Genomic DNA, 22,530 nt, shown 5'->3' with positions numbered 1-22,530 from the left:
ACGCGAACGCCATCGGTCGATTCGATGCCGCTACGGTCGGACCATCTCGAAGCGCTCGCGGGTATAGGCGTAGCTGATGCCCCCGAGCCTTCCAACCAGATCGAGCCGCGCCGGATCGATGCGACCTCGCGCGTCCAGCACCGCGTCGTCGATGTGTGCCAGCAGCACTTCGGCGAATATCAGGTAGCAGTTGGGCGACGCCAGCGGGTATGGCTGGATTTGCGCAACCCGGCATTCGAACGCGATGGGTGCCCCCTTCACGCGCGCAACGTCGACGAGCGAGGCTGGCTCGCTGGCGATTGCGCAGTGCTCGAATTCGCTGTGGCCATGGGGCAACACCGCCGCGGAAGCATTCATCGCGTGCGCCTGCCCCGCCCCCACCAATTGCACCACCAGTTCGCCCGTTTCCTCGGCATTGCGGGCGGTATCCTTGGGCGCGCCGTCCTTCAGCCCGACATTGATCAGCAGCGTCGGGGGATCGCTACTGATTACCTGGAAGAAGCTGAACGGCGCGAGGTTGCTGATGCCCTCCCTGGAGCGGGTCGAGACCCAGGCGATCGGCCGCGGCGTGACGGTGGACGTCAACCAGCGATAAGCATCGGCCGGCGTCAGGCGTGAGAAATCAAGTTGCATGAAGATGTCCTGCTGAACGGACCGGCACACTGGGCCGAAAGAAAGGGTCGGCGGCATCCGGGCCGGATGCCGCCAGCACTGTCAGCGTCCAGCGCGCGACTCACGCAGATAGAAGCGCGCCTTCTTGGCTTTTTCGACACAGCCTTCGTAGGCCTCGAACTGCTGCTGGGTCTTGGCGCCCGTCAACAAGGCCAACGCCTTGGAATAGCTGACGGTGCCGGCAAAACCCTCCGCTTCGGCAAGGCTCTGCTCCTCCCATGCAGCATTCAGCTGCGCCGCGCAGCTGTCTCTATAAGCAGTTTTGCCGGCGCAGCCAGTCAGGGCCAGCGCCAGCACGGTCAAACAGATCAGATTTTTCATCGCTACATCCCTCATTTCGAGTCCTGCTCGGTTTTCCTGCGTGCACGTTCGCGGAGAAACTCGACCACCGCGTCCTGTTCTCCCGCGAATTCGATACGGGACGCCTTGCTCTCCCGTTGGTAGACGTACATCGGATCGTAGTACTGCCTCAGCAGCGCCTCGATCCATCCACGGTGCAGATCGACCGCACCGCTTCGAGCCTGTTCGGCAAGCGCTTGATCCATGATCGCGGCCAGACGCGTATAGCACTCGCCCCCGAGCCGCTTGCTGATATTGACCAGACTTTGCTGCAAACGCTCGGCGAATGCGCTGAATCCGCCCTCGCCCTGTTCGCCCACGAATTCAGCGCAGAGGTCGATCACATAATCCTTGAGGATGCGCTCGACGCGCCCTTCGAAGCTGTCCTCCAGCCATACCAGCGGATAACATTGCATCCCCTGGAACAAAGGCAGCGGAATCGAGCAGCGCCCGACCAGCCGCGCTTCGTCTTCCAGAACGAACTGCCGCGCTCCGGCCTGCTGCAGCTTCAGCAGGCGAATCGCCAGCGCATTCTCGAAATCGATCTGCACCGGTTGCGGCGTGGCCCGCTTGCCAAAGCTCGAACCCCGGTGATTGGCGATGCCCTCCAGGTCGACACTGTCCTGCAGACGCGCCAGCACTTCAGTCTTGCCCGTACCGGTCATGCCGCCGACCAGGACGAAATCGTCACGGTTGGCCGCGTGCTCGAGCGTGTCGAGCAGAAAGTGACGCATCGCCTTGTAGCCCCCGGTCACGCGCGGATAGTCGATCCCCGCCTCGGTCTTGAGCCACTGCTGGACCAGTTGTGAACGCAGCCCGCCACGGAAGCAATAGATATAGCCCTGCGGGTTGTTACGTGCGAAGTCCACCCAGGCCTGGATGCGCTGGGCCTTGACCGATCCGCTGACCAGCCGATGGCCGAGTTCGATCGCCGCCTGCTGCCCATGTTGCTTGTAGCAGGTGCCGACTTTCTGCCGTTCGATATCGTTCATCAACGGCAGGTTGACCACGCCGGGAAACGCGCCCTTGGCAAATTCAACCGGCGCACGAGCGTCCATCATCGGCACGTCGTCGAGAAACAGCTCGCGGTAGTTGCCGGTATCGCCGCGCATCAACGGACCTCGACGGCATAGGTGCCGGCCTCGACGAGTTCGCCGATCGGCTCGAGAGCCAGGCCGAGTTGCTTCGCGGCTGCCAGGAATTGCGCCTCGCCTTCAGGCGCAACGGCTACCAGCAACCCGCCGCTGGTCTGTGGATCGCAGAGTAGCTGTTTGTGGATCTCATCGAGCGGGCCGATACGGTCGCCATAGCTTTCGAAGTTGCGCCCGGTGCCACCCGGTACGCAGCCCTGCTCGAGGTAATACTCGACGCCCTGGAGGCGTGGTACGCGGGCGTATTCGATGCGCGCGGTCACGCCACTGCCGTCCGCCATTTCCACCAGATGCCCGAGCAGGCCGAAGCCGGTGACATCGGTCATGGCCTGGACACCGGCGAGCTTGCCGAAGCAGCTGCCAGGCGTGTTCAGCGTGCACATCCAGTCGCGAGCCAGCCCAACGTCCTCGGCTCGCAATCGGGCCTTCTTTTCAGCCGTGGTCAGGATGCCGATGCCCAGCGGCTTGGTCAGGTAGAGCTTGCAGCCGACCGAAGCCGTGTCGTTGCGCTTCATCTGCGATTTGTTGACCAGACCGGTCACTGCCAGACCGAAGATCGGCTCAGGTGCATCGATCGAATGGCCACCGGCCAACGGAATGCCTGCCGCATCACAGACCGCACGCCCACCGGCGATGACCTCGCGGGCGACTTCCGGTGGCAGCAGGTTGACCGGCCAACCGAGAATCGCGATCGCCATCAGAGGGTCTCCCCCCATGGCATAGATATCGCTGATGGCGTTGGTGGCGGCGATGCGACCGAAATCGAACGGATCGTCCACGATGGGCATGAAGAAATCAGTGGTCGATACCACACCGCGCTCTTCATCGATGCCGTACACGGCGGCATCGTCGCGCGAGGCATTGCCAACCCACAGGCGCGGGTCGAGGTTCTGTGCGCCACTGCCGGCAAGAATCACATCCAGCACCTTGGGCGAAATCTTGCAGCCGCAGCCGGCACCATGGCTGTATTGGGTGAGGCGGATGGGTTCGCTCATCGGGATAGCTCTCGCGACGCAGATAAAACGGGCGCCGATTGTAGCAAGAAGGCCGGCCTCTGGCGGTATTGCATATCGCAGCGGCCCTTCACGCATTCGCATCGCCGCGGCAGATCGGGCCGCTATCGACTTATCCCTCAGCAGGGGTTGAAGCCAGGCGCCCCAGGCTTGAAGCTATCGCCCCAGCCACAGGGAGAATCACATGGGCAACAAGGTCGCACTGGTATTGGGGTCGGGTGGCGCACGCGGTTACGCGCACATCGGGGTCATCGAAGAACTCACCGCTCGGGGTTACGAGATCAATTGCATCGCAGGGTGCTCGATGGGTGCGGTTGTTGGCGGGATCTACGCCGCGGGAAAGCTGGATGAGTACAGGGAATGGATCGAGAGCCTGGACTACTTCGACATGCTGCGACTGGTCGACCCGAGCTTCAGCCTCGGCGCCATACGGGGGGAGAAAATATTTGGCCGTATCCGCGAGATGCTGGGTTCGGTCAATATCGAAGATTTGCCGATACCGTTCACCGCCGTGGCGGCCGACCTTACCAACCAGCAGGAAATATGGTTTCAGGAAGGCAACCTGGAACTGGCGATGCGCGCGTCGGCGGCAATTCCAAGCCTGTTCACACCGGTCATGCAGGGCAACAGGATGCTGGTGGACGGCGGGATTCTCAACCCTCTGCCGATCGTGCCGGTGGTGTCCAGCCACAGCGATATCATCATTGCAGTCAACCTCAACGCCAACAATCATCGCCAGTATCCGTTGCCGGAAGTGGTCCGGCCTGGCCGCTTCGATGCGATGGTCAGCTCGATCAGCTCGCACATTCCGTTCTGGCGCAGCAAAGGGCTGGAAGAGCAGTTCGCCGAACTCCCGCCCCCTGACGAGGCCGATGCCAGCCAGCCCCCTTCGGCGCCCACCGGGCAGAGCGCGCCGAAGTCCGCCGAAGGCTCGCGGGTGGTCGACGTCGGCAGTCCGGCCTCGCTGCTGGAACTGATCAACCAGAGTTTCGAGGTGATGCAGTCTTCGCTGACGCAGTACAAGATCGCCGGTTACCCACCGAATGTGCTGGTCAACATCCCCAAGCGCGCCTGCCGCTTCTACGAGTTCTACAAGGCGCCGGAGTTGATCAAGCTGGGCCAGATCATCGCCAGCGACGCACTCGACAAATATGAGCAGGAACAGCTCTAGCGATCTCGACAGGCTCGTCCTCTGGCGTTGCCTCGATCAGTTACGGGGCAATTGGTCGGGGGGCACTTCCTTGATCAGCCAGTCGCCCAGCAGGCTGTAGGCGACCGCCAGCAGCGTCGGGCCGAGAAACAATCCCATGAAACCGAACGCCAGGACGCCGCCGAACACGCCGAGCAGTACGACAACCAACGGCAGGTTGCCGCCACGGCTGATCAGGTAAGGCTTGAGCACGTTGTCCACGCCGCTGATGATGAACATGCCCCAGACGCCGAGGAACACCGCCATTGCGTAGTCGCCCTGCCAGGCGAGCCAGGCCACCGCCGGCCCCCAGATCAGCGGTGGAACCATCAGGAAGCTGAACGCGAAGGTCAGCAGGCCGAGGATCAACGCACCCGGTATGCCCGCAATGCTGAACCCCACATAGGCCAGGATCGCCTGGGCCGCGGCCGTGCCGATCACACCATTGACGACGCGCTGCACCGTACCGGCTACCAGTTCCAGATAGTGATCGGCGCGCTCCCCGATCAGCCGATGCAGCAGGCTGTGGACGAAGGCGGCGAGCTTCGGGCCGTCACGATAGAAGAAGAACACCAGTACCAGGCTGAGTGCGAGTTCCAGCATGCCGCCGCCGATTCGCGCGCTGCGCACCAGCAGCCAGTTGCCGACCTGGCCGATGTAGGGACGAATGGTCGCGAAGAAGGCCGTGCCCTGCTCGTCAACCGTGCTCCAGAGGATCAACAGGCGATCGCCCACAAGCGGCAGGTCGCCCAGCCATGCCGGCGGCTCCGGCAAGCCCTGCACCTGCAGACTGTGCACCAGAACGTTGACCTCGCGAATCTGGTCGGCAATGTTGAACCCCAGCCAGACCAGCGGCACCGCGACCGATACCATCCATGCCAGTGTCAGCAGCGTCGCGGCGAGCGTCGAATTGCCTTTCAGCCAGCGAGTCAGCACGCGCATGACCGGCCAGCTCGCGAATGCCAGTACCGCCGCCCAGAACAGCGCGGAGGCAAAAGGAGCCAGCACCCACACACAGGCACCGAGCAGCACCAGGAGCAGAATCTGCACCAGCAGGCGATCATTGTTGAGCATGGGATACCTATCGAAAACGCGGTGCGTGTTCAGCGAAGCGCACCAGAGCGCGCTATTGCAGTCTGAAACATGCCATCAACGCAACAGTTTGATTCGCAGGCCGTCCTCGTCCGTTGCCAAGGCATCCAGGCGACGCGCCTTGATCCGCTCCTGCGTCAGGGCTTCATGCCAGCCTGCGGCGCCCTTTCCTTCCAGGGCAACCCGCATGGTGCTGTCGAGCCGCAGGACGTTGGCCAGCAATGCGCCCCACTCCGCCGTGGGCGCTTGCGGCAATCGGGGCAACCAGAGCTCGCCGGTACTCTTCAGCTGACGCAACAGGGTCGCTGGGCTCGGCAGGATGACCCCAAGTGCCTCGTCAGGCGTGAATTGCTCGACCTGCAGATAGGGACGACCGTTGCCACGCGTGATGCCATAGAGCGCCACCAACTGATCCGAGTCGCCAGGCAGCCGCGCCAGCAGATAGGCCTGCCGCGTGTCGGGCCCGTAAAGGGTCGAGCGCTGGAATATCTCGTTGGCCCAAAGACTGCTCGAACCACAATCGCGCTGCTCGCACCAGAACAGCAGTTCTGCGCCGCTCTGCAACAATTGAGTGCGCGCCCGCTCGAAGGCTTCGAGTCCGGTATGGGTGTTCGGCAACAGGTAGGTGACGGCGACAAGATGGCCGCTCGCGCTGACTTGATCGCTCATGCGCAGGCGACCGCTGATGCGGCGGATCGAATCCAGCGGATAGATCCGCTCCGGGACCTGCTGCTCCTTGAACGCCACGATCTGCGCTTGCGGATAGCGCGAAAGCGCATCCAGGTCCCGGCTTCCCGGCGGGTCGGCAGCCATCGCCCCGTGGGCGAGCATGGCCAGTGCGGCGATCCATACCGCTCGCATACGGCAACTCAACGGCTGATCCTCGTCCGGGCAGTCTTACCGTTGGGCGTGGCGGCGGAGCGGTGGTCGATCATTGAAGCGTTTCCTGTCGAGGCGATAGCCCAGCCTCACCAGTTGGCAAAAGCAAGTCAAGCGACGCTTTGCGACAGATTCTTGCGTGGCGGCGCTGGCACCTCCTTCACGCTGCGAAGAATGGATTGAAAACGGTCGCCACCGCTTGCGCCCCCGCTTGATCATCCAGATGCAGATGATGCCCGCCAGGCAGACGATGCAACGTGAAAGGCAGTGTCTCGAGCAGCTCGAGCGTGGCCGGTTGGGTCATCAAACCCTGCTCGGCCAATATCAGGCTCGCCGGGCAGGCCACCCGCTGCGCGAAAGCCCGTGCGTGAGCACGACTCAGCCGCATCGGTGAGGGCAGCATCAGCCGCGCATCGGTACGCCAGGTGAAGCCGCCGGGAACCGGCATCAACCCTCGCTGGGCAAGCCGCTCGGCCGCTTCCCGGCTGACCGCGCCGACGCCCTTCATGCGTGCCATGACGGCCTGGTCGAAGTTGGCATAGACCGGCTTGCGCTTGTCGTCGACCGCGAGCAGCGCTTGCAAGGATTCCCCCAGCTTCTGCGGCGCGGTGTCGGCTTCGCCCGTATAGGGAATCACCCCGTCGATCAGCGCCAGACGCTCGATACGATCGGGCATGGCGCCGGCCAGTAACACCGACACGATGGCACCCATCGAATGCCCCAGCAGCGAAAATCGTTGCCAGCCGAACTGCTCGGCAGTCTGTAGCACATCATGGGCATAGTCCCAGATGTTATAGGCCGCACCGGCAGGACGGTGATCGGAATGACCATGCCCCGGCAGGTCCAGCGCGACGATCCGCACACCGTCGAGCAGCGGCGCCAGCCGGGAAAAGGTGGCGGCATTGTCCAGCCAACCGTGCAGCGCGATGACCGGCAGGCCGTCTTCAGGGCCGTATAGGTGAGCCGCGACCTCGATATGCGGCAGGCTCAGGCGTATCTCTTCGAATAGGACGCTCATGCAGCACCCCTATGGTCCAGGTCGCTCCAGCGGCTGAACAACCGCTTGAGCAGCATCGCCGTGTCATGCGGGCGCTCAAGCGGGAACATGTGTCCGCCCGGCAGGGAATGAGCCTCGCCGTGAGCGACCAACCGCAGCAGATAGGCATGGTGAGGCAGCACCACTCGGCTTTGGCGACCCCGCACCACGGCAAGTGGGATCTTCAGCGCGTGCGGCCAGCCGGGCGTCACGTGTGGGACGCTGCGGTAAATCCGAATTTCGGTGTCCGGATCGAAGCGCAGACGCAGCCCTTTTGCGGTCGGCTCCAGCCCATGCTCGAGGTACGCGTCCAGACAATCGGGATCGAACGCGCGAAACAGGGTCTTGCTGGCGAAATAGTCCCGCGCCTCCTCGGTGCTGCTGAACTGCTCGCGACGCCCCAGCGTCCGGCCGGCAGGCGTAAGGCGATCGATGAAACCCAAGCGCTTGGCTGCCCAGATCAGGGTCTGGTCGAACCAGGTGGTCATCGGCGAATCGAGCATGACCACGCCCCGATAGAATGCTGGCCGCTGCAGGGCTGCATGATAGTGCAACATCCCGCCCAACGAATGCCCGACACCCCACACAGGTTCTTTCAACGCCTCCAGTTGTACCAGCAGCTCCTGCACCAGATTCTGCCAGTTGTCGTCCACCGGGAAACGCGGGTCATGGCCATGCTGGTCGAGGTGGGAGACGACATACTGCGGCGCCAGTGCGTCGAACAGCTTGCGATAGGTACCGGAGGGAAAACCGTTGGCGTGGGCGAAGAAGATGCGTTGCGTCATGGGTTCGATGTGGGAAGGGAAAGACCACCATTGTCTGGTCCCCTTCCCTTTACGGCAATCGGCCTGAGCGGCAGAACCCAAGGCAGTCCTGCCAAACAAGGCGTCTACGACGCCTCTTTAGGGCGCGGGCTCTTTTCGCCCAGCGGGATGACGGCGACCGTCAACCGCGAAATGCAGCTCAGCTTGCCGTCGTCGCCACACAGGCGAATATCCCAGACATGGCTGGAGCGCCCAAGGTGGACCGGACGGCAGACCGCCGTGACGCGACCGCTGCGCAATGCACGAATATGGTTGGCGTTCACTTCGAGACCGACGCAATAGAATCGGCTGGCATCGATGCACTGGTAACTGGCTACCGACCCGACGGTTTCAGCCAGTACGACCGAAGCGCCGCCGTGCAGCAAGCCATAGGGTTGATGCGTGCGGGAATCGACCACCATGCTCGCGGTGAGCGAATCATCGTCGACCGCTTCGAAGCGAATATCGAGCAGTCCGACGATGGTGTTCTGGCGGTTCGCGTTGAGTTGTTCGAGTTCCGGGGGGCGGTGCCAAATGCTCAAGTGTCGCTCTCCTGTTTTTATTCTGAATAAAACCGGCAGGTCGGCCAGGCGATGTCGCCCTTCAGCCTGGGTGTCTCAGTCCGGCGAGACGCATCAAACCCGCCGCGAGGTGCTCGCCCTCCAGTTCGGCCAGGCTCGCGGTCGCCATGGGCAGCGGCGCGTCGCGATGGCCGCTGACCAGCCAGCCGCCCAACGCACCAACGAAGGGCTGGTGAGTCACCAGCAGCAGGTTCTGCTCGGTGCGGCGGTCGAGGTACAGCATCGCATCGCCCGGATCCGATTCGGGTGTCAGCCAGGATACGGTCTCGACCGGCCCGACGAAATCCAGCGCCTGGCGAACGATCTCCGCCGTCTGCTGGGCCCGTTGATAGGGGCTGACGAGTATAGCCTGCAGGGGCTGATCGAGCAGATGGACCGCGGCGCCCTGCACCTCGATTCGGCCTTGTGCTGTCAGGTTGCGCTGCGCATCGGTCCGTGCCCGCGGCTCAGCCTCCCCATGGCGTAGCAGCCATAATTTCATGGCTGGGGCTCCTGTGCCGGCGGCACCGGAGTGACCGGCGGAGCCGTTTCTACGTCGGCCGGGCGCGGCTTGGGCCAGTCGGACATCGGCCAGGGCTTGCGGTCCGTGTTGAAAGTACCGAAACGACCGATCTGCGCCACATACTGGCTCAGGCTGTCGCCCAGTCCCTGCAGGCTTTCGTTCGCCTTGCCGTTCAGCGCGCGCAGCACCAATTGGGCCGCCACAACCACCAGCAGCACCAGCTCGGCCACTTGCCAGACAAAAAAGAAAACCAGCATCCAGATCGTGCGCAGGATCAGCGATTCGCGATCGGTGCGGTGTTGTGACGTGCTCATCGTTATCTCCGCTATCGTTCTCAGAAGCCGTCAGTGGAAATGAAATCCACGTCGGTCTTCGGCTCGCCGCGCATCAGTAGCGCGATGACCTGTTCCAGCGTACGCCCCTCGAACAGGATGGCATGCAGCCCAGCGACCAGTGGCATATAGACTTGCAGTTCCTCGGCCTTGGTTTTCAGCACCCTGATCGTGTTGACGCCTTCGGCCACCTCACCCAGACGGGAGACGGCCTGGTCGAGACTCAGGCCTTCGCCCAGGGCATAGCCCACCTGAAAGTTGCGGCTTTTCGAAGACGTGCAGGTGACGATCAGATCGCCGACGCCCGCCAATCCCAGAAACGTCATCGGGTTGGCACCCAACTTCACGGCGAAACGGGTCATCTCGGCCAGCGCGCGGGTGATCAGCATGCTGCGCGTGTTCTCACCCATGCCCAGGGCCGCGGCCATACCGGCCATGATCGCGTATACGTTTTTCAACGCACCGCCGAGTTCGACGCCGAAACGATCGCTGCTGGCGTAGACGCGAAACGTCCGGCCGTGCAGCGCCTGCTGCACGCACCGACACAGGGCCTCGTCGTCGCTGGCCACGACCGTTGCAGTCAACGCATGCTCGGCCACTTCACGCGCCAGGTTCGGTCCCGAGATCACACCGATCCGCGCCTGTGGCGCGATTTCCTGCAGAATCTGGCTCATCAGCATGAACCCTTGCGCCTCGATGCCCTTGGTCGTACTGACCAGCATCTTGCCCGATAGGCGGGCGGCAAATGGTGACAATGCCTGGCGCAGCGCACTGGAGGGCAGCGCCACGAACACCAGTTCGCAGTCCGCCAGCGTCTGCTCCAGATCGGTGACGGGGCTGACGGCCGGCAGCACCGTCACGCCTTTCAGATAGCGCGGGTTCTGACGCTCGGTTCGAATACGCTCGGCCTGTTCGGCATCACGCATCCACAGCCGGACGCCGTGCCCGTTCTCGGCAAGCAGGTTCGCGATGGCGGTGCCGAAGCTGCCGCCGCCAAGCACCGCGATGGGTTGCTGTTCAGTCATGGAGTATCCGTCTTGGGCCACCCGGTGGCAGTGTCCGGCATTATACGTAGCGCTCGGCACACAGCCAGTGCAAAGCCACTCACCAATGGAATCATCAGGTTACAGTTTCCAAAGACGCCCACGCGGGGAAATGAGATCCCGTCGCGCAGCCCTGCCCTGCGACATTTACATGATGCACTCACCGAGGGTCTGCAAAGGACAAGTCGCGACATGGTCGTTGTCAAAGGTCAGGAGTGTTAAAGTATCGGCCCGTTTCTACCATGGTCGTCTCGTAGTCGGTCGAAACGAACGGTATCCATGTCCTTGCGCTGTGACTTTCGGCGCAAGGTGGCAGTCTATGACTAGTCTTTATGATCTGGCTCTCGGTTTTCGAGTCGGATCAAAAGCAGCAAGCCCTCCATAAAGGGACCATTGAGGAATACGCATGACCAAACAACAGGCCTTTACTCGGGAAGATCTGCTCCGTTGCAGCCGCGGCGAGCTTTTCGGGCCCGGTAATGCGCAACTGCCCGCGCCGAACATGCTGATGGTCGATCGCATCGTTCACATCAGCGAAGTGGGCGGTAAGTACGGCAAAGGTGAACTGGTCGCCGAGCTGGATATCAACCCTGATCTCTGGTTCTTTGCCTGCCACTTCGAAGGTGACCCGGTCATGCCCGGCTGCCTGGGCCTTGACGCCATGTGGCAGCTGGTCGGTTTCTATCTCGGCTGGCAGGGCAACCCCGGCCGTGGTCGTGCGCTGGGCTCTGGCGAGGTGAAGTTCTTTGGCCAGGTCCTGCCGACCGCCAAGAAGGTTACCTATAACATCCATATCAAACGCACCATCAATCGCTCTCTGATCCTCGGCATTGCCGACGGCACCGTCAGCGTGGATGGTCGCGAGATCTACAGTGCCGAAGGTTTGCGTGTCGGCCTGTTTACATCTACCGATAGCTTTTGAAGGACTTCCGCATGCGTCGCGTCGTGATCACCGGCCTGGGTATCGTTTCCTGCCTCGGCAATGACAAAGACACCGTTTCCGCCAACCTGCGCGCCAGTCGCCCCGGCATTCGCTTCAACCAGGCCTATGCGGACATGGGTCTGCGCAGCCAGGTTTCAGGTTCGGTCAATCTGAACCTCGAAGAGCTGATCGATCGCAAGGTCCTGCGTTTCATGGGCGATGCGGCGGCTTATGCCTATCTGGCCATGCAGCAGGCCCTGGAAGATTCCGGCCTCAGCGCCGAAGAGATTTCCAATCCGCGCATCGGCCTGATCGCCGGTTCCGGTGGCGCGTCGACCATCAACCAGATGGAAGCCATCGACATCCTGCGCGACAAGGGCGTCAAGCGCATCGGCCCATACCGCGTGCCGCGCACGATGAGCAGCACGGTCTCGGCCTGCCTGGCAACACCGTTCCGTATCAAGGGCATCAACTACTCCATCGCTTCGGCCTGCGCCACCAGCGCACATTGCATCGGCCACGCGATGGAACAGATCCAGATGGGCAAGCAGGACGTCGTCTTCGCCGGCGGTGGCGAAGAAGAGCACTGGAGCCAGAGCTGTCTGTTCGACGCCATGGGCGCCTTGTCCAGCCAGTACAACGACACGCCTGAAAAGGCATCGCGCGCCTACGACGCAAAGCGTGACGGGTTCGTCATCGCAGGCGGTGGCGGCATGGTCGTGGTCGAAGAGCTGGAGCATGCGCTCAAGCGCGGCGCCAAGATCTATGCGGAAGTCGTCGGTTACGGTGCGACGTCCGACGGCTATGACATGGTTGCCCCGAGCGGTGAAGGCGCCCTGCGCTGCATGCAGCAGGCAATGGCGACCGTCGATGGCGACATCGACTACCTCAACACCCATGGCACTTCCACGCCGGTCGGCGATGTCGCCGAAAGCAAGGCCGTGCGTAACATGTTCGGCGACAAGATTCCGGCCATCAGCTCCACCAAGAGCCTGTCCGGCCACTCGCTGGGCGCCGCAGGCGTGCACGAAGCGATCTACTGCATGCTGATGATGCAGGGCAACTTCATTGCCGGCTCGGCCAACATCGATGAGCTGGACCCGGAAGTCGCGGACATGCCGATCGTTCGCGAAACCCGCGAAGACGCCAAGATCGATACCGTGATGAGCAACAGCTTCGGCTTCGGTGGCACCAACGCCACGCTGGTTCTCAAGCGCTGGAAAGGCTGATTCATCGCTGCATCGAAAACAACAACGGCGCCTCAGGGCGCCGTTGTTGTTTGCGTACCTCGTATCGCCTGGGACCTGCTTGCTCTCTCGCACCACACGGCTGTCGGCTGCGAGCCAGGGTACGCCGCCGGCCCAGCAGGCTCACTCAGCCACGCACAGCCTCTTGCTCCACATCGCCATGGGCTATACAGGACGCCGCGGTGAACAGCGCGTCGGTCGAGGAATTCAGCGCGGTTTCCGTCGAGTCCTGCACCACGCCGATGATGAATCCGACCGCGACCACCTGCATGGCCAGGTCGTTGGAGATGCCGAACAGGCTGCAGGCCAGCGGAATCAACAGCAGCGAGCCACCCGCCACACCGGAGGCGCCGCAAGCGCAAATGGCGGCGAGCAGGCTGAGCAGGATCGCCGTGGGGATATCGACGACGATACCCAGCGTATTGACGGCCGCCAGGGTCAGCACGGTAATGGTGATTGCCGCCCCGCCCATGTTGATGGTGGCGCCCAGGGGAATCGACACCGAGTAGGTGTCCTTGTGCAATCCGAGACGTTCGCACAACTGCATATTGACCGGCACGTTGGCCGCCGAGCTGCGTGTGAAGAATGCCGTGATCCCGCTTTCGCGCAGACAGGTCAGGACAAGCGGATACGGATTGCGACGGATCTGCCAGAACACGATCAGCGGGTTCACCACGAATGCCATGAACAGCATGCTGCCGACCAGCACCGCCAGCAATTGCAGATACCCGGCCAGCGCCGAGAAACCGGATTCGGCCAGCGTCCCGGCTACCAGGCCGAATATCCCCAGCGGCGCGAAGCGTATGACCACTTTGACGATCAGCGTCACCCCGTCCGATATATCCGCAATCAGATCACGCGTGCTTTCACGGGCATGACGGAACGCGACGCCAAGGCCGATGGCCCACGCCAGGATGCCGATGAAGTTGCCTTCGATCAGGGCGTGCACCGGGTTGTCGACCACGTTGAACAACAGCGTCTGCAGGACCGCGCCGACGCCCGACGGTGGCACGACGTCGCTGGCCTGGCTTGTCAATGTCAATTCGGTCGGGAATAAGGTACTGGCGATGACAGCCACCACCGCAGCGCTCAGCGTCCCCAACGCATAAAGCACCAGGATCGGCCGGATATGCGTCGGCTGCCCGCGTTTGTGGTTGGCCAGAGACGCGGTGACCAGCACGAACACCAGGATCGGTGCAACGGCCTTCAGTCCGGCGACGAACAGGTCGCCCAGCAAGCCGACCGATTTCGCCGCTTCAGGGAACAGCCATGCCAGCACGCAACCGGCTACGAGACCGACCAGGATCTGCGCCACCAGGCTGACACGTTGATAGGCACTGAAAAGGCGGCTTGAAAGGTTGGACATTGCAGAGTCTCGGCGTAAGAGGCTGGGCCGGGCGCATCGCCTGACGCGCGCGCGATGGCTGCGGCCGATTAAAAACGCCGGATGGTACCCATATCGGCCCGATATGCCCAGCTTTGAGACGAATCGGGACCTGGCCTGCCGCGATCAGACAGGTGCGCATACGGCCCCGTCCCAGGATCGGGGCGGGGCACTGGCTGTATGCGGTCAGGTGCGAAAACGCGCAACCAGCTCGTTCAGGCTGATCGCCAACCGTGCCAGTTCCTGGCTCGCGGCGCTGGTCTGATTGGCTCCGGCCGAAGTCTGCAAGGACAGGTCGCGGATGTTGACCAGGTTTCGATCGACCTCACGCGCCACCTGGGCCTGCTCCTCCGAGGCACTGGCAATCACCAGATTGCGTTCACTGATCTGGCTGATCGCCCGGGTGATGTCATCGAGCGCTTCACCAGCGGTACGGGCCACGTCAAGCGTCGTGCGCGCACGTTCGTTGCTGGCTTGCATGGCCTGCACCGCCTTATCAGTGCCCTGGTGCACATCCCCGATCATCTGCTCGATTTCCTGCGTGGACTGCTGGGTACGGTGCGCCAGCGCCCTCACCTCATCGGCGACGACGGCAAAGCCACGCCCGGCCTCGCCAGCACGGGCCGCTTCGATGGCAGCGTTGAGCGCAAGCAAATTGGTCTGCTCGGCGATCGAACGAATGACATCCAATACTTTGCTGATGTCCCTCACCTGACCGGCCAACTGCTCGACCTGGTTCGCAGTGGTGGTCACGTCGCCTGCCAACAGACCTATCGACTCGACGGTCCTGATCACCTGTTGGCGACCATGCTGCGCGGTGGTGTCCGACTCGCGCGACGCCTCGGACGTGGCCACCGCATTGCGCGCGACCTCGTCCACCGCAGCCGTCATCTCATTAACCGCCGTCGCAGCCTGTTCGATCTCGTGATTTTGCTGGTGCAGGCCGCGGGTCGAATCCTCGGTGACGGTATTGAGTTCTTCAGCGGCCGAGGCGAGCTGATTGGACGATTCGGAAATACCCTGGAGAGTACTGCGCAGATTGGCCTGCATCACCTTCAGGGCCGCCAGGAGTCGCGCCGGCTCATCGTTGCCTTCAATGGTGAAATCACGGGTCAGGTCACCCGACGCCACCGCCTCGGCCACCTCAACCGCTTGGCCCAAGGGCCGCACGATGCTTCGTGTAAAGAGTACGGCCAACGCCACGGTGGCAAACGCGGCCATGATGAGCGTGATGATCACCCAGTTGAACGCCGTGTCGTACGCAGCACGCGCACGCTGCGCAGCGAGCCCTGCCTCCTCGCCGTTGATGCGCTGGAGTTCGTACAGAGCCGCAGTCATCGCGTCGGCATGCCCGGACATGCTGCCGTTGATGACTTCCATCGCTTGCTCACGGGCGCCCTGGTTGGCCAACTCCAGGACCTTGCGCTGTTCGACCGTATACAACGCCTGGCTCGTTCCGAACCGTTCATAGGCGGCTTTCTCGGCGGCCGTCGTCAACATGTGTTCGTAGTCGGCTTTGGTCCGGTTTACTTCATCGGTCAGCCTGTCGAGTGCCTGCAGCGTCGCTCGGCGCGCGTCGTCGTGGGTGAGCAGGACCATGCGCATGGTAAGCGCACGCATGCGCTGCATTCCGCCATTCAGATTGCCCAGGCTGATGAGGCTCGGCAGCCAGTTCTGATCCACTTCGCTGGATTCCTTGCGCATCTCGGCCATTTGCTTCAAGGCGAACAAACCCAGGGCCAGAACCATCAGACCGATCAGGCCGAAGCCGACGGCAGACCGGCTCGAGATATTCAAACGTCGAATCGACATAGGACTTTCTACTCCAGAAGGCGCGCTGCTCACATCGCAGCGGTAACAGCCCTGATATCGGAGTCCAGCCCGGAAGCTTTAGTGTTTTGACGTCAGAAAAGCGCTCGACGCGCCCATTACGACCAGCGGCCGAATGCAGTGGTCACGCACAACCACTGCCGTGCCCTTCGTAGATACGCGGCGCGCTCAGCGAATGCTGGCCCTGCGCTTGCGAGGCAGGACGTCAAGGAAATTATCCCGCGCGACCTTGCGCGCCACATCCTCAGGCAAGGCATCCAGAAATGGATCGAATTCGCGCATGCCGTCGGCGAGGCTGTCAAACCGCCCCACGACATCGGAACCGAGCATGAAGCGCGTAGGGTGACGCTCGATCAGCGCCAACCACTGTTCGTCAGGCTTCCCCGATTCGTCCATCAGGTAGGGCCTGAGCATCGTCCAGGAAAGGTCGATGAACAGGTTCGGGTAATCGTCCAGCAAGCGGCTGACTGTTGGCAGCAGGAAGTCGAGTTTCTCCTGATGACGGTGCAGCTCCATGCTGGTCCCGGCATGTGCCCAGATGAAACGGGTATGCGGATGATTGCGCAGCGGGTCTTCCAATTCGGCCAGATAGAGCGGATTACGCTCACGCTTGGAGGTGATGTTGGAATGCAGCATCACCGGAAGATCGAATTCGGCCGCCAGGTGGTAGACGCGCGTCAACGCCTCGTTATTGGCGCGAGGCGTATCCCCTTCGGTCAAGGCCGTGATGTCGTCGTGACGAGTGAAAATCTCCCCCAGTCCCTGCCAGAGGCCCGGATCGAGATCGAGCATTCGCCGAATATGGGCGTCGGCATTCTTGTCGTTGGGGTTGAAGCCCGACAGGAACGGATGGAGCCGGCTCCGCTGCTCCTCGTCCAGCGCCTTCAACGCCGCCGCGACCACCACATCGGTTGCGCTGTACCAGTACACCGGGGCGTCATCGCCAGCATAGTAACGCGGCCGCTTGGGCTCGTCTTCGTGCCATTTCTTGGCGACCGGAATGCCGCTGATCATCACATGGTCGATATCGCCAGCGTCCATGGCCTCGAGCAGCTTGCTCATGCCATCGCTTTCTTGGAAGAAATCCACAAAATGCAGATGCGCATCGCTGTAGCGATAGTCGCGCGCATGGGCCGGTGAGATCAGCGAGAGCAGGCACAGCGCGGTGAAACAGTTTCGTAAGTTGAACAACCAAGACCTCCTGACAGCCACCCGGATAGACCGCTGCGCCGCTTGGCGGTTCAGTGGGCGCAGCGGTTTTGCCAGCGCACCGGTCGGGCTCGTCATGTATCGAATGGCGTTGCGCGGATCGAGCTGCGCCGATGCATGGAATCAGAACGAGCCTTCGGCGCGGTGACGTGCGTCAACCTGAACGCAAAAGGCCCGTCATTGACGGGCCTTTTGTGCGTACGCTGCGTGTTAAGCGGACAGCTCGACAAGCAGCTTGTTGAGGCGCTGCACATAGGCAGCCGGGTCCTTGAGGCTATCGCCGGCAGCCAGTGCAGCCTGATCGAAGAGAATGTGCGACAAATCGGCGAAACGGTCCTCGTCCGGCTCGGCGTCGAGCTTCTCGATCAGCGGGTGCTGCGGATTGATCTCGAAGATCGGCTTGGAATCCGGAACCTTCTGCCCGCTCGCCTCGAGAATCTGGCGCATCTGCAAGCCCAGATCCTGCTCACCGATGGCGAGAATCGCTGGCGAGTCGGTCAAGCGGTGCGACACCCGCACCTCCGCCACGGCATCGCCCAGCGCGGTCTTGAGGCGCTCGACGAGCCCTTCCTTCGCCTTCGCGATCTCTTCCTGAGCCTTCTTGTCCTCTTCGGAGTCCAGCTTGCCCAGATCCAGGTCGCCGCGCGCGACGTCCACGAACTGCTTGCCATCGAACTCGGTGAGGTAGCTCATCAGCCACTCGTCGATACGGTCGGTCAGCAAGAGGACCTCAATACCCTTCTTGCGGAAAACCTCGAGGTGCGGGCTGTTCTTGACCTGCGCATAGGACTCACCGGTGAGGTAGTAGATCTTGTCCTGACCGTCCTTGACGCGACCGAGGTAGTCGGCGAGCGACACGCTCTGCTCGCCCGAAGCATCCTGGGTAGAAGCGAAACGCAGGAGACCTGCGATCTTTTCCTTGTTGGCGAAATCTTCCGCCGGACCTTCCTTGAGCACCTGGCCGAACTGCTTCCAGAAGTTCTTGTAGTCCTCCGGCTTGTCCTTGGACAGCTTGTCCAGCATATCCAGCACGCGCTTGGTCAGGGCCGACTTCATCGAGTCGATGATCGGGTCCTTCTGCAAAATCTCACGCGAAACGTTCAGCGATAGATCGTTGGAGTCGATCACGCCCTTGATGAAGCGCAGGTACAGCGGCAGGAATTCGTCCGCCTGGTCCATGATGAATACGCGCTGAACGTAGAGCTTCAGGCCCTTGGGCGCTTCACGCTGGTACAGATCGAACGGCGCCCGGCCCGGCACGAAGAGCAGCGAGGTGTATTCGAGTTTGCCTTCGACCTTGTTGTGGCTCCAGGCCAGCGGATTCTCGAAGTCGTGGCCGACGTGCTTGTAGAACTCCTGATATTCCTCGTCCGTCACCTCAGTGCGGGGGCGAGTCCAGAGTGCACTGGCGCGGTTGACGGTTTCCCACTCGGGCTCGGCCGGCTTGTCCTTTTCCTCGCCATGGAACTCTTTGGGCAGCTCGATCGGCAAGGCGATATGGTCGGAGTATTTCTTGATGATGTTGCGCAGCCGCCAACCGTCGGCGAACTCTTCTTCGCCTGATTTCAGGTGCAACACGATACGGGTGCCACGCTCGGGCTTATCGAGGGTGGCGACTTCGAACTCGCCCTCGCCCTTCGACGACCAATACACGCCCTCTTCGGCTGGCGTGCCGGCGCGACGGCTGAACACCTCAACCTGATCGGCAACGATGAATGCGGAATAGAAGCCCACACCGAACTGGCCGATCAGGTGCGAATCCTTTTTCTGATCGCCCGTGAGGTGTTTCATGAAATCGGCGGTGCCGGACTTGGCGATGGTTCCGAGATGGGTGATGACATCCTCACGGTTCATGCCGATGCCATTGTCGTCCAGGGTCACGGTCCTGGCGTCCTTGTCGAAGCTGACACGAATCTTCAGATCGGCGCCGCCTTTGAGCAGTTCCGGTTTGGCCAGCGCTTCGAAACGCAGTTTGTCGGCCGCATCCGAGGCGTTGGAAATCAACTCGCGAAGGAAGATTTCCTTGTTCGAGTACAAGGAATGGATCATCAGGTGAAGCAGCTGCTTCACCTCGGTCTGGAAGCCCAGGGTTTCTTTGTTTTGAGTCTCCACACTCATCGTCTTGCAAACTCCACATCGTCAATGGCACGGACCGCGACTGCGGCGATGACAAGCAGATGGGGGCTTGGCACAGGAATTCAAGGGCGTCGGGCGGCCAGGCGCGGTTGCCGATCGCCTGACCGAAGCGCCAGGAGGCTAGGGCTCGAGCAATTCGAGCAGGACGATTTCACCGGGAGCCAGGTTGTAGGTCGCCTCGCCCGGCCCCTTCAGCGTTTGCCGGATCGCTACGTTGCCCTCGCGATCGATGCCGACGAAGCGCCCTTGCGCCAGTCCGCCACGCGCCGTATGGGCTCGCATCTGCAAATGCTCATAGCGTGCAGGTTCGCGCAGCAAGCGTGCCAGGGAAAACCGCTCCCGACGATCGATGCGAGGCGATGCGGGGTTGTCCGGGAGCGCTTGCGGCCGAATGCCCGCAGCCTCAGGAGGCGTTTGCGCTTCGATTGGCAATGACGGATAGGTGTCGTCGTCTACCGCCCAGCCCTGATCGCCCTTGCTCAGGCTGAGTTCGAAACGCTCGGGCTTGCCGTTTATCCGCGCCCGTACCGGAAGCACCATGGCCGATGCCGGAAAGCTGACCGGCGCCAGGGACTCGAGCGTGACCGCGCGCGTGGCGAAGCGCCGTTGCAGATGATCTCTGGCCAGATAGCCGAGCGTGTCCACCGAATCGTGGCTCAGATCGACCTTCCCCTCGCGATACCGCAAGTCGTCGGTGAAGATTTCCACCTCGCCGCTGAGGCTCGTGCGGTAATGCGCCGGCAAGACGAGGTGGAAATCGCCGACCAGTTTGTTCGGCGGGACCGGCTGCAGGTTGAGGTGCAGGGTGTAACCACTCTGGATTCGGCGCGCTTCGGGCAACTCCTGCTCGGGGCGCATCCAGTTGATTTCAACCTCCGGCACGGGAGCGACATCCTGAGGCAGTACGTCCACCTGCAACGGCCCAGGCGGCGTGACACCGAGTCGGATGCGTACTTCCTGCCTGGCAAACAGATCGTCTCCCTCACGCAGCGTCAGCACGCCGTCGACGAGCCTGCCGACCCGAGGGCTGAACGGCCGGCCATCAAGCTGGCCGTGCAGCCGGATCGCCAGATGGTGACGCTGCGTCTGCTCATCCGGTTCGAGCCATTGCAGGCTGGCGATTGCCGCCATGCGTTCCGGCTCGTGGCTGGCGAGCAGGGTGAATCCTACCGTCAGCGGAATGATCCCCAAGCCGGCCAGGCCAATTGCTTTGCGAGCGGCGGTCCAGTGGCGGAACACGAACAGCAGGGTCAGCGGGGGAAGCAGACTGCCGACTCCCCACAACAGGCCTTTACCGAAGGCCAGCACGATCAACCAGACCAGACCCGCTACGATCAGCAGCAGCCCGCCCAGTATCAGCAACGCATCCATTCAACATCCTTGAAGGCAACTACAGTGGCGTGGTAGCCGCCAGACGTATCAGGGCTCGTTGACCTTGAAGTGACAACGGGCAGTGGCGATGGGCTCGGCCTGATTCGTTTGCCAGGCCGTAACGGCAACGTTGGCCACACGGCGTCCTTGGCGCCAGACCTGGCAGGCAGCAAAGGTGTCACGATAGTGACCGGCCCGAAGATAATCTATCGAGAAGTCGATGATTTTGGGCAAATGTGGCGCGCCCATGAACATCAGCAGATGGAGCATCGCCGCGTGCTCCATGAAGCCCGCGATCACGCCGCCGTGGATGGCCGGAAGCGTGGGGTTACCGATGTTGTCCTGATTCTTCGGCAGCCTGAACACCATCTCGTCGCCGAGGCGCAGGCACTCGATGCCGATGAGCCTGGCGTACGGCACCATCTGCAAAAGCGTGTCGTAGTTGTTGCGGGCATGCGCGTCGCTGACCAGCGCATCGAGGTCCAGACTGCTCATGAACGCACCTCCGGCTTCGGTACCAGGGCGCTTTTGCCCATGCGCATGAACGCGCCCACGACGTGCGCGATCGGCTCGTCGATGTCGCGCTGGTACGCCACGCCACGGGTGAAGATCACCGTGGGCGTAACGCGATAGCATTCGGCAAAGCCGAACACGTCGTGATTCGGCTCGGCCGGATGCATGTAGTCGATGCGCAGATCGAGCGTCGGGCAAATCTCCAACTCCGGCAACGCACATGCCGTCGAAATGCCGCAGGTCGTGTCCATCAGAGTGGTAATCGCGCCACCATGAACGAGCCCGCTTTCGGGATTGCTGACGATCTTCTCGCTATAGGGAAGGCGCAGCGTGAGCCCGCGGGCGTCGGCGTGTTCGACACTCATGCCGAGCACCTGACAATGGCGTAACAGGGAAAGGAAACGCTGCGTGCGCTCCAGTATCAGACTATCGCTCATGCGAACTCTCGAAATCGAATCAAGCCGAGCATTTTAACCTGCTGGCCGAAGGCGCCCTATTCTTTGGGGCTGTCGATGGGCAAGGTTGGCGTAAATACCATCACCTCCAGCACATCGGAATGAAATTCGCGGCGATACAGGATCAGGACGACGCCGGCGGTCACCCCCATGAAGAACCAGGGGTGAATGAACCAGGCCAGTGTGGCCATGCCGAAATAGTACGCGCGCAAGCCGAAGTTGAACTGATTGGCGGCCATCGAGATGACCCGCGCCGCCCGCTCGGCGAATGACTTGCGCTCCTGGTCGCTTACGTTGCGCTCCCCTGCCATGGGTGCCGAAGCGACCAGCACAGCGGCGAAATTGTATTGCCGCATGCACCAGCTGAAGGTGAAGAACGCGTAGACGAAGACAACCCCCAGCGCGAGCAGCTTGATTTCGGAGAGACCTCGACTCACCGGCTGGGCGAACGGCAGATCGGCCAGCAGCGAGACCGCGCGGTCAGAGGCCCCCAGCGCCGTGAGGATGCCGGCCAGGATGATCAGCGTGCTGGAGGCGAAAAAACCCGCATTGCGCTCCAGATTGCCGATGACGTTGGCGTCGGCGATCCGGTTGTCGCGCAGCAGCATGCGACGCATCCAGTCCTGGCGGTACAGATGCAGCACGCTGGCCAGGCAGGCGGTATCCCGGCCACGCCAGCTGGCGTATCGGGTATACCCGGCCCAACACAAAATGAACCAGACGACGGCAATCAGGTGCGGTAGAAGATGACTCGGAATCGACATGACAGTCCCCTGGACACTCGCGCCTGATTATAGCCACTCCACGCTGGGCTCCGCTTCCCAAAGCGGG

23 protein-coding genes are annotated in these 22,530 nt (G+C 62.1%); 3 read left to right on the top strand and 20 right to left on the bottom strand.

Features of this window, described 5'->3' with window-relative positions; genetic code table 11:
* Nucleotides 1–30: 30 nt before the first annotated feature.
* The 4 genes from GQA94_RS12575 to selD form a co-directional block, all read right to left on the bottom strand.
* On the bottom strand, nt 31–633 hold the full coding sequence (locus GQA94_RS12575; protein ID WP_158188342.1) for a flavin reductase family protein: 603 nt from the start codon (nt 631–633) through the stop codon (nt 31–33).
* Between the two features lie 81 nt (nt 634–714).
* Nucleotides 715–993 carry a hypothetical protein gene (locus tag GQA94_RS12570; RefSeq protein WP_158188341.1) on the bottom strand — a complete coding sequence of 93 codons (279 nt, stop codon included), beginning with the start codon at nt 991–993 and terminating at the stop codon, nt 715–717.
* 11 nt (nt 994–1,004) lie between these two features.
* Nucleotides 1,005–2,123: a tRNA 2-selenouridine(34) synthase MnmH gene (mnmH, locus tag GQA94_RS12565; RefSeq protein ID WP_158188340.1), complete on the bottom strand. Its 1,119-nt coding sequence runs from the start codon at nt 2,121–2,123 to the stop codon at nt 1,005–1,007.
* Nucleotides 2,123–3,157: a selenide, water dikinase SelD gene (gene selD / locus GQA94_RS12560; protein ID WP_158188339.1), complete on the bottom strand. Its 1,035-nt coding sequence runs from the start codon at nt 3,155–3,157 to the stop codon at nt 2,123–2,125. Before selD ends, mnmH begins: the two co-directional genes overlap by 1 nt.
* A 202-nt stretch (nt 3,158–3,359) precedes the next feature.
* Between selD and GQA94_RS12555 the strand changes: the two genes are divergently transcribed.
* Nucleotides 3,360–4,346 (top strand): patatin-like phospholipase family protein, encoded by a 987-nt coding sequence (locus GQA94_RS12555; protein ID WP_158188338.1) that lies wholly within the window; start codon nt 3,360–3,362, stop codon nt 4,344–4,346.
* Nucleotides 4,347–4,382: 36 nt separating this feature from the next.
* On the opposite strand, the gene GQA94_RS12550 is transcribed toward GQA94_RS12555, so the two are convergent.
* The 8 genes from GQA94_RS12550 to GQA94_RS12515 form a co-directional block, all read right to left on the bottom strand.
* The gene (locus tag GQA94_RS12550) at nt 4,383–5,438 is read right to left on the bottom strand and encodes an AI-2E family transporter (protein WP_158188337.1); all 1,056 of its coding nucleotides are present in this window, start codon (nt 5,436–5,438) and stop codon (nt 4,383–4,385) included.
* A 75-nt stretch (nt 5,439–5,513) separates the two neighbouring features.
* The gene (locus GQA94_RS12545) at nt 5,514–6,317 is read right to left on the bottom strand and encodes a DUF4892 domain-containing protein (protein ID WP_158188336.1); all 804 of its coding nucleotides are present in this window, start codon (nt 6,315–6,317) and stop codon (nt 5,514–5,516) included.
* Between the two features lie 178 nt (nt 6,318–6,495).
* A complete protein-coding gene (locus tag GQA94_RS12540; RefSeq protein ID WP_158188335.1) occupies nt 6,496–7,353 on the bottom strand; it encodes an alpha/beta fold hydrolase in 858 nt (285 codons plus the stop codon).
* The gene (locus tag GQA94_RS12535) at nt 7,350–8,156 is read right to left on the bottom strand and encodes an alpha/beta fold hydrolase (protein ID WP_158188334.1); all 807 of its coding nucleotides are present in this window, start codon (nt 8,154–8,156) and stop codon (nt 7,350–7,352) included. The genes GQA94_RS12540 and GQA94_RS12535 overlap by 4 nt, the downstream gene beginning before the upstream one ends.
* 104 nt (nt 8,157–8,260) lie before the next feature.
* The gene (locus GQA94_RS12530) at nt 8,261–8,716 is read right to left on the bottom strand and encodes a hotdog fold thioesterase (protein WP_158188333.1); all 456 of its coding nucleotides are present in this window, start codon (nt 8,714–8,716) and stop codon (nt 8,261–8,263) included.
* A gap of 61 nt (nt 8,717–8,777) precedes the next feature.
* Complete coding sequence (gene sixA / locus GQA94_RS12525) at nt 8,778–9,236, bottom strand: phosphohistidine phosphatase SixA (protein ID WP_158188332.1); 459 nt, start codon at nt 9,234–9,236, stop codon at nt 8,778–8,780.
* Nucleotides 9,233–9,571, bottom strand: coding sequence for a DUF4389 domain-containing protein (locus GQA94_RS12520; protein ID WP_158188331.1), 339 nt, complete (start codon nt 9,569–9,571; stop codon nt 9,233–9,235). The genes sixA and GQA94_RS12520 overlap by 4 nt, the downstream gene beginning before the upstream one ends.
* 20 nt (nt 9,572–9,591) lie before the next feature.
* Nucleotides 9,592–10,614, bottom strand: coding sequence for an NAD(P)H-dependent glycerol-3-phosphate dehydrogenase (locus GQA94_RS12515; RefSeq protein WP_158188330.1), 1,023 nt, complete (start codon nt 10,612–10,614; stop codon nt 9,592–9,594).
* Between the two features lie 424 nt (nt 10,615–11,038).
* On the opposite strand from GQA94_RS12515, the gene fabA reads away from it, so the two are divergent.
* Together fabA and fabB are read left to right on the top strand one after the other, a co-directional pair.
* Nucleotides 11,039–11,554, top strand: a complete 516-nt coding sequence (gene fabA, locus GQA94_RS12510; protein ID WP_021207858.1) for a 3-hydroxyacyl-[acyl-carrier-protein] dehydratase FabA — start codon at nt 11,039–11,041, stop codon at nt 11,552–11,554.
* Nucleotides 11,555–11,565: 11 nt separating this feature from the next.
* The gene (gene fabB / locus GQA94_RS12505) at nt 11,566–12,783 is read left to right on the top strand and encodes a beta-ketoacyl-ACP synthase I (protein WP_158188329.1); all 1,218 of its coding nucleotides are present in this window, start codon (nt 11,566–11,568) and stop codon (nt 12,781–12,783) included.
* A 145-nt stretch (nt 12,784–12,928) separates the two neighbouring features.
* Here fabB and sstT read toward each other — a convergent pair whose 3' ends face one another.
* From sstT to GQA94_RS12465, 8 genes are all read right to left on the bottom strand, one after another.
* Entirely contained in the window at nt 12,929–14,167 is a 1,239-nt protein-coding gene (gene sstT / locus GQA94_RS12500) for a serine/threonine transporter SstT (RefSeq protein ID WP_158188328.1), read from the bottom strand.
* Between the two features lie 204 nt (nt 14,168–14,371).
* Nucleotides 14,372–15,997 carry a methyl-accepting chemotaxis protein gene (locus GQA94_RS12495; protein ID WP_158188327.1) on the bottom strand — a complete coding sequence of 542 codons (1,626 nt, stop codon included), beginning with the start codon at nt 15,995–15,997 and terminating at the stop codon, nt 14,372–14,374.
* Between the two features lie 186 nt (nt 15,998–16,183).
* On the bottom strand, nt 16,184–17,176 hold the full coding sequence (locus GQA94_RS12490; protein ID WP_423835438.1) for an amidohydrolase family protein: 993 nt from the start codon (nt 17,174–17,176) through the stop codon (nt 16,184–16,186).
* Nucleotides 17,177–17,434: 258 nt separating this feature from the next.
* Nucleotides 17,435–19,342, bottom strand: a complete 1,908-nt coding sequence (gene htpG / locus GQA94_RS12485) for a molecular chaperone HtpG (RefSeq protein ID WP_158188325.1) — start codon at nt 19,340–19,342, stop codon at nt 17,435–17,437.
* Nucleotides 19,343–19,480: 138 nt separating this feature from the next.
* Entirely contained in the window at nt 19,481–20,731 is a 1,251-nt protein-coding gene (locus tag GQA94_RS12480) for an MFS transporter (protein WP_158188324.1), read from the bottom strand.
* Between the two features lie 48 nt (nt 20,732–20,779).
* Complete coding sequence (locus GQA94_RS12475) at nt 20,780–21,226, bottom strand: PaaI family thioesterase (protein WP_158188323.1); 447 nt, start codon at nt 21,224–21,226, stop codon at nt 20,780–20,782.
* Complete coding sequence (locus GQA94_RS12470; RefSeq protein WP_158188322.1) at nt 21,223–21,681, bottom strand: PaaI family thioesterase; 459 nt, start codon at nt 21,679–21,681, stop codon at nt 21,223–21,225. Before GQA94_RS12470 ends, GQA94_RS12475 begins: the two co-directional genes overlap by 4 nt.
* A 56-nt stretch (nt 21,682–21,737) precedes the next feature.
* Nucleotides 21,738–22,463 carry a DUF599 domain-containing protein gene (locus GQA94_RS12465; RefSeq protein ID WP_158188321.1) on the bottom strand — a complete coding sequence of 242 codons (726 nt, stop codon included), beginning with the start codon at nt 22,461–22,463 and terminating at the stop codon, nt 21,738–21,740.
* Between the last annotated feature and the right edge of the window lie 67 nt (nt 22,464–22,530).

Origin of the sequence: Stutzerimonas stutzeri, assembly GCF_009789555.1 — a bacterium.
Lineage (GTDB): Bacteria > Pseudomonadota > Gammaproteobacteria > Pseudomonadales > Pseudomonadaceae > Stutzerimonas > Stutzerimonas stutzeri_R.
The sequence above is the reverse complement of the archived record's forward strand: the minus strand, read 5'-3'. Positions and strand labels throughout refer to the sequence as shown.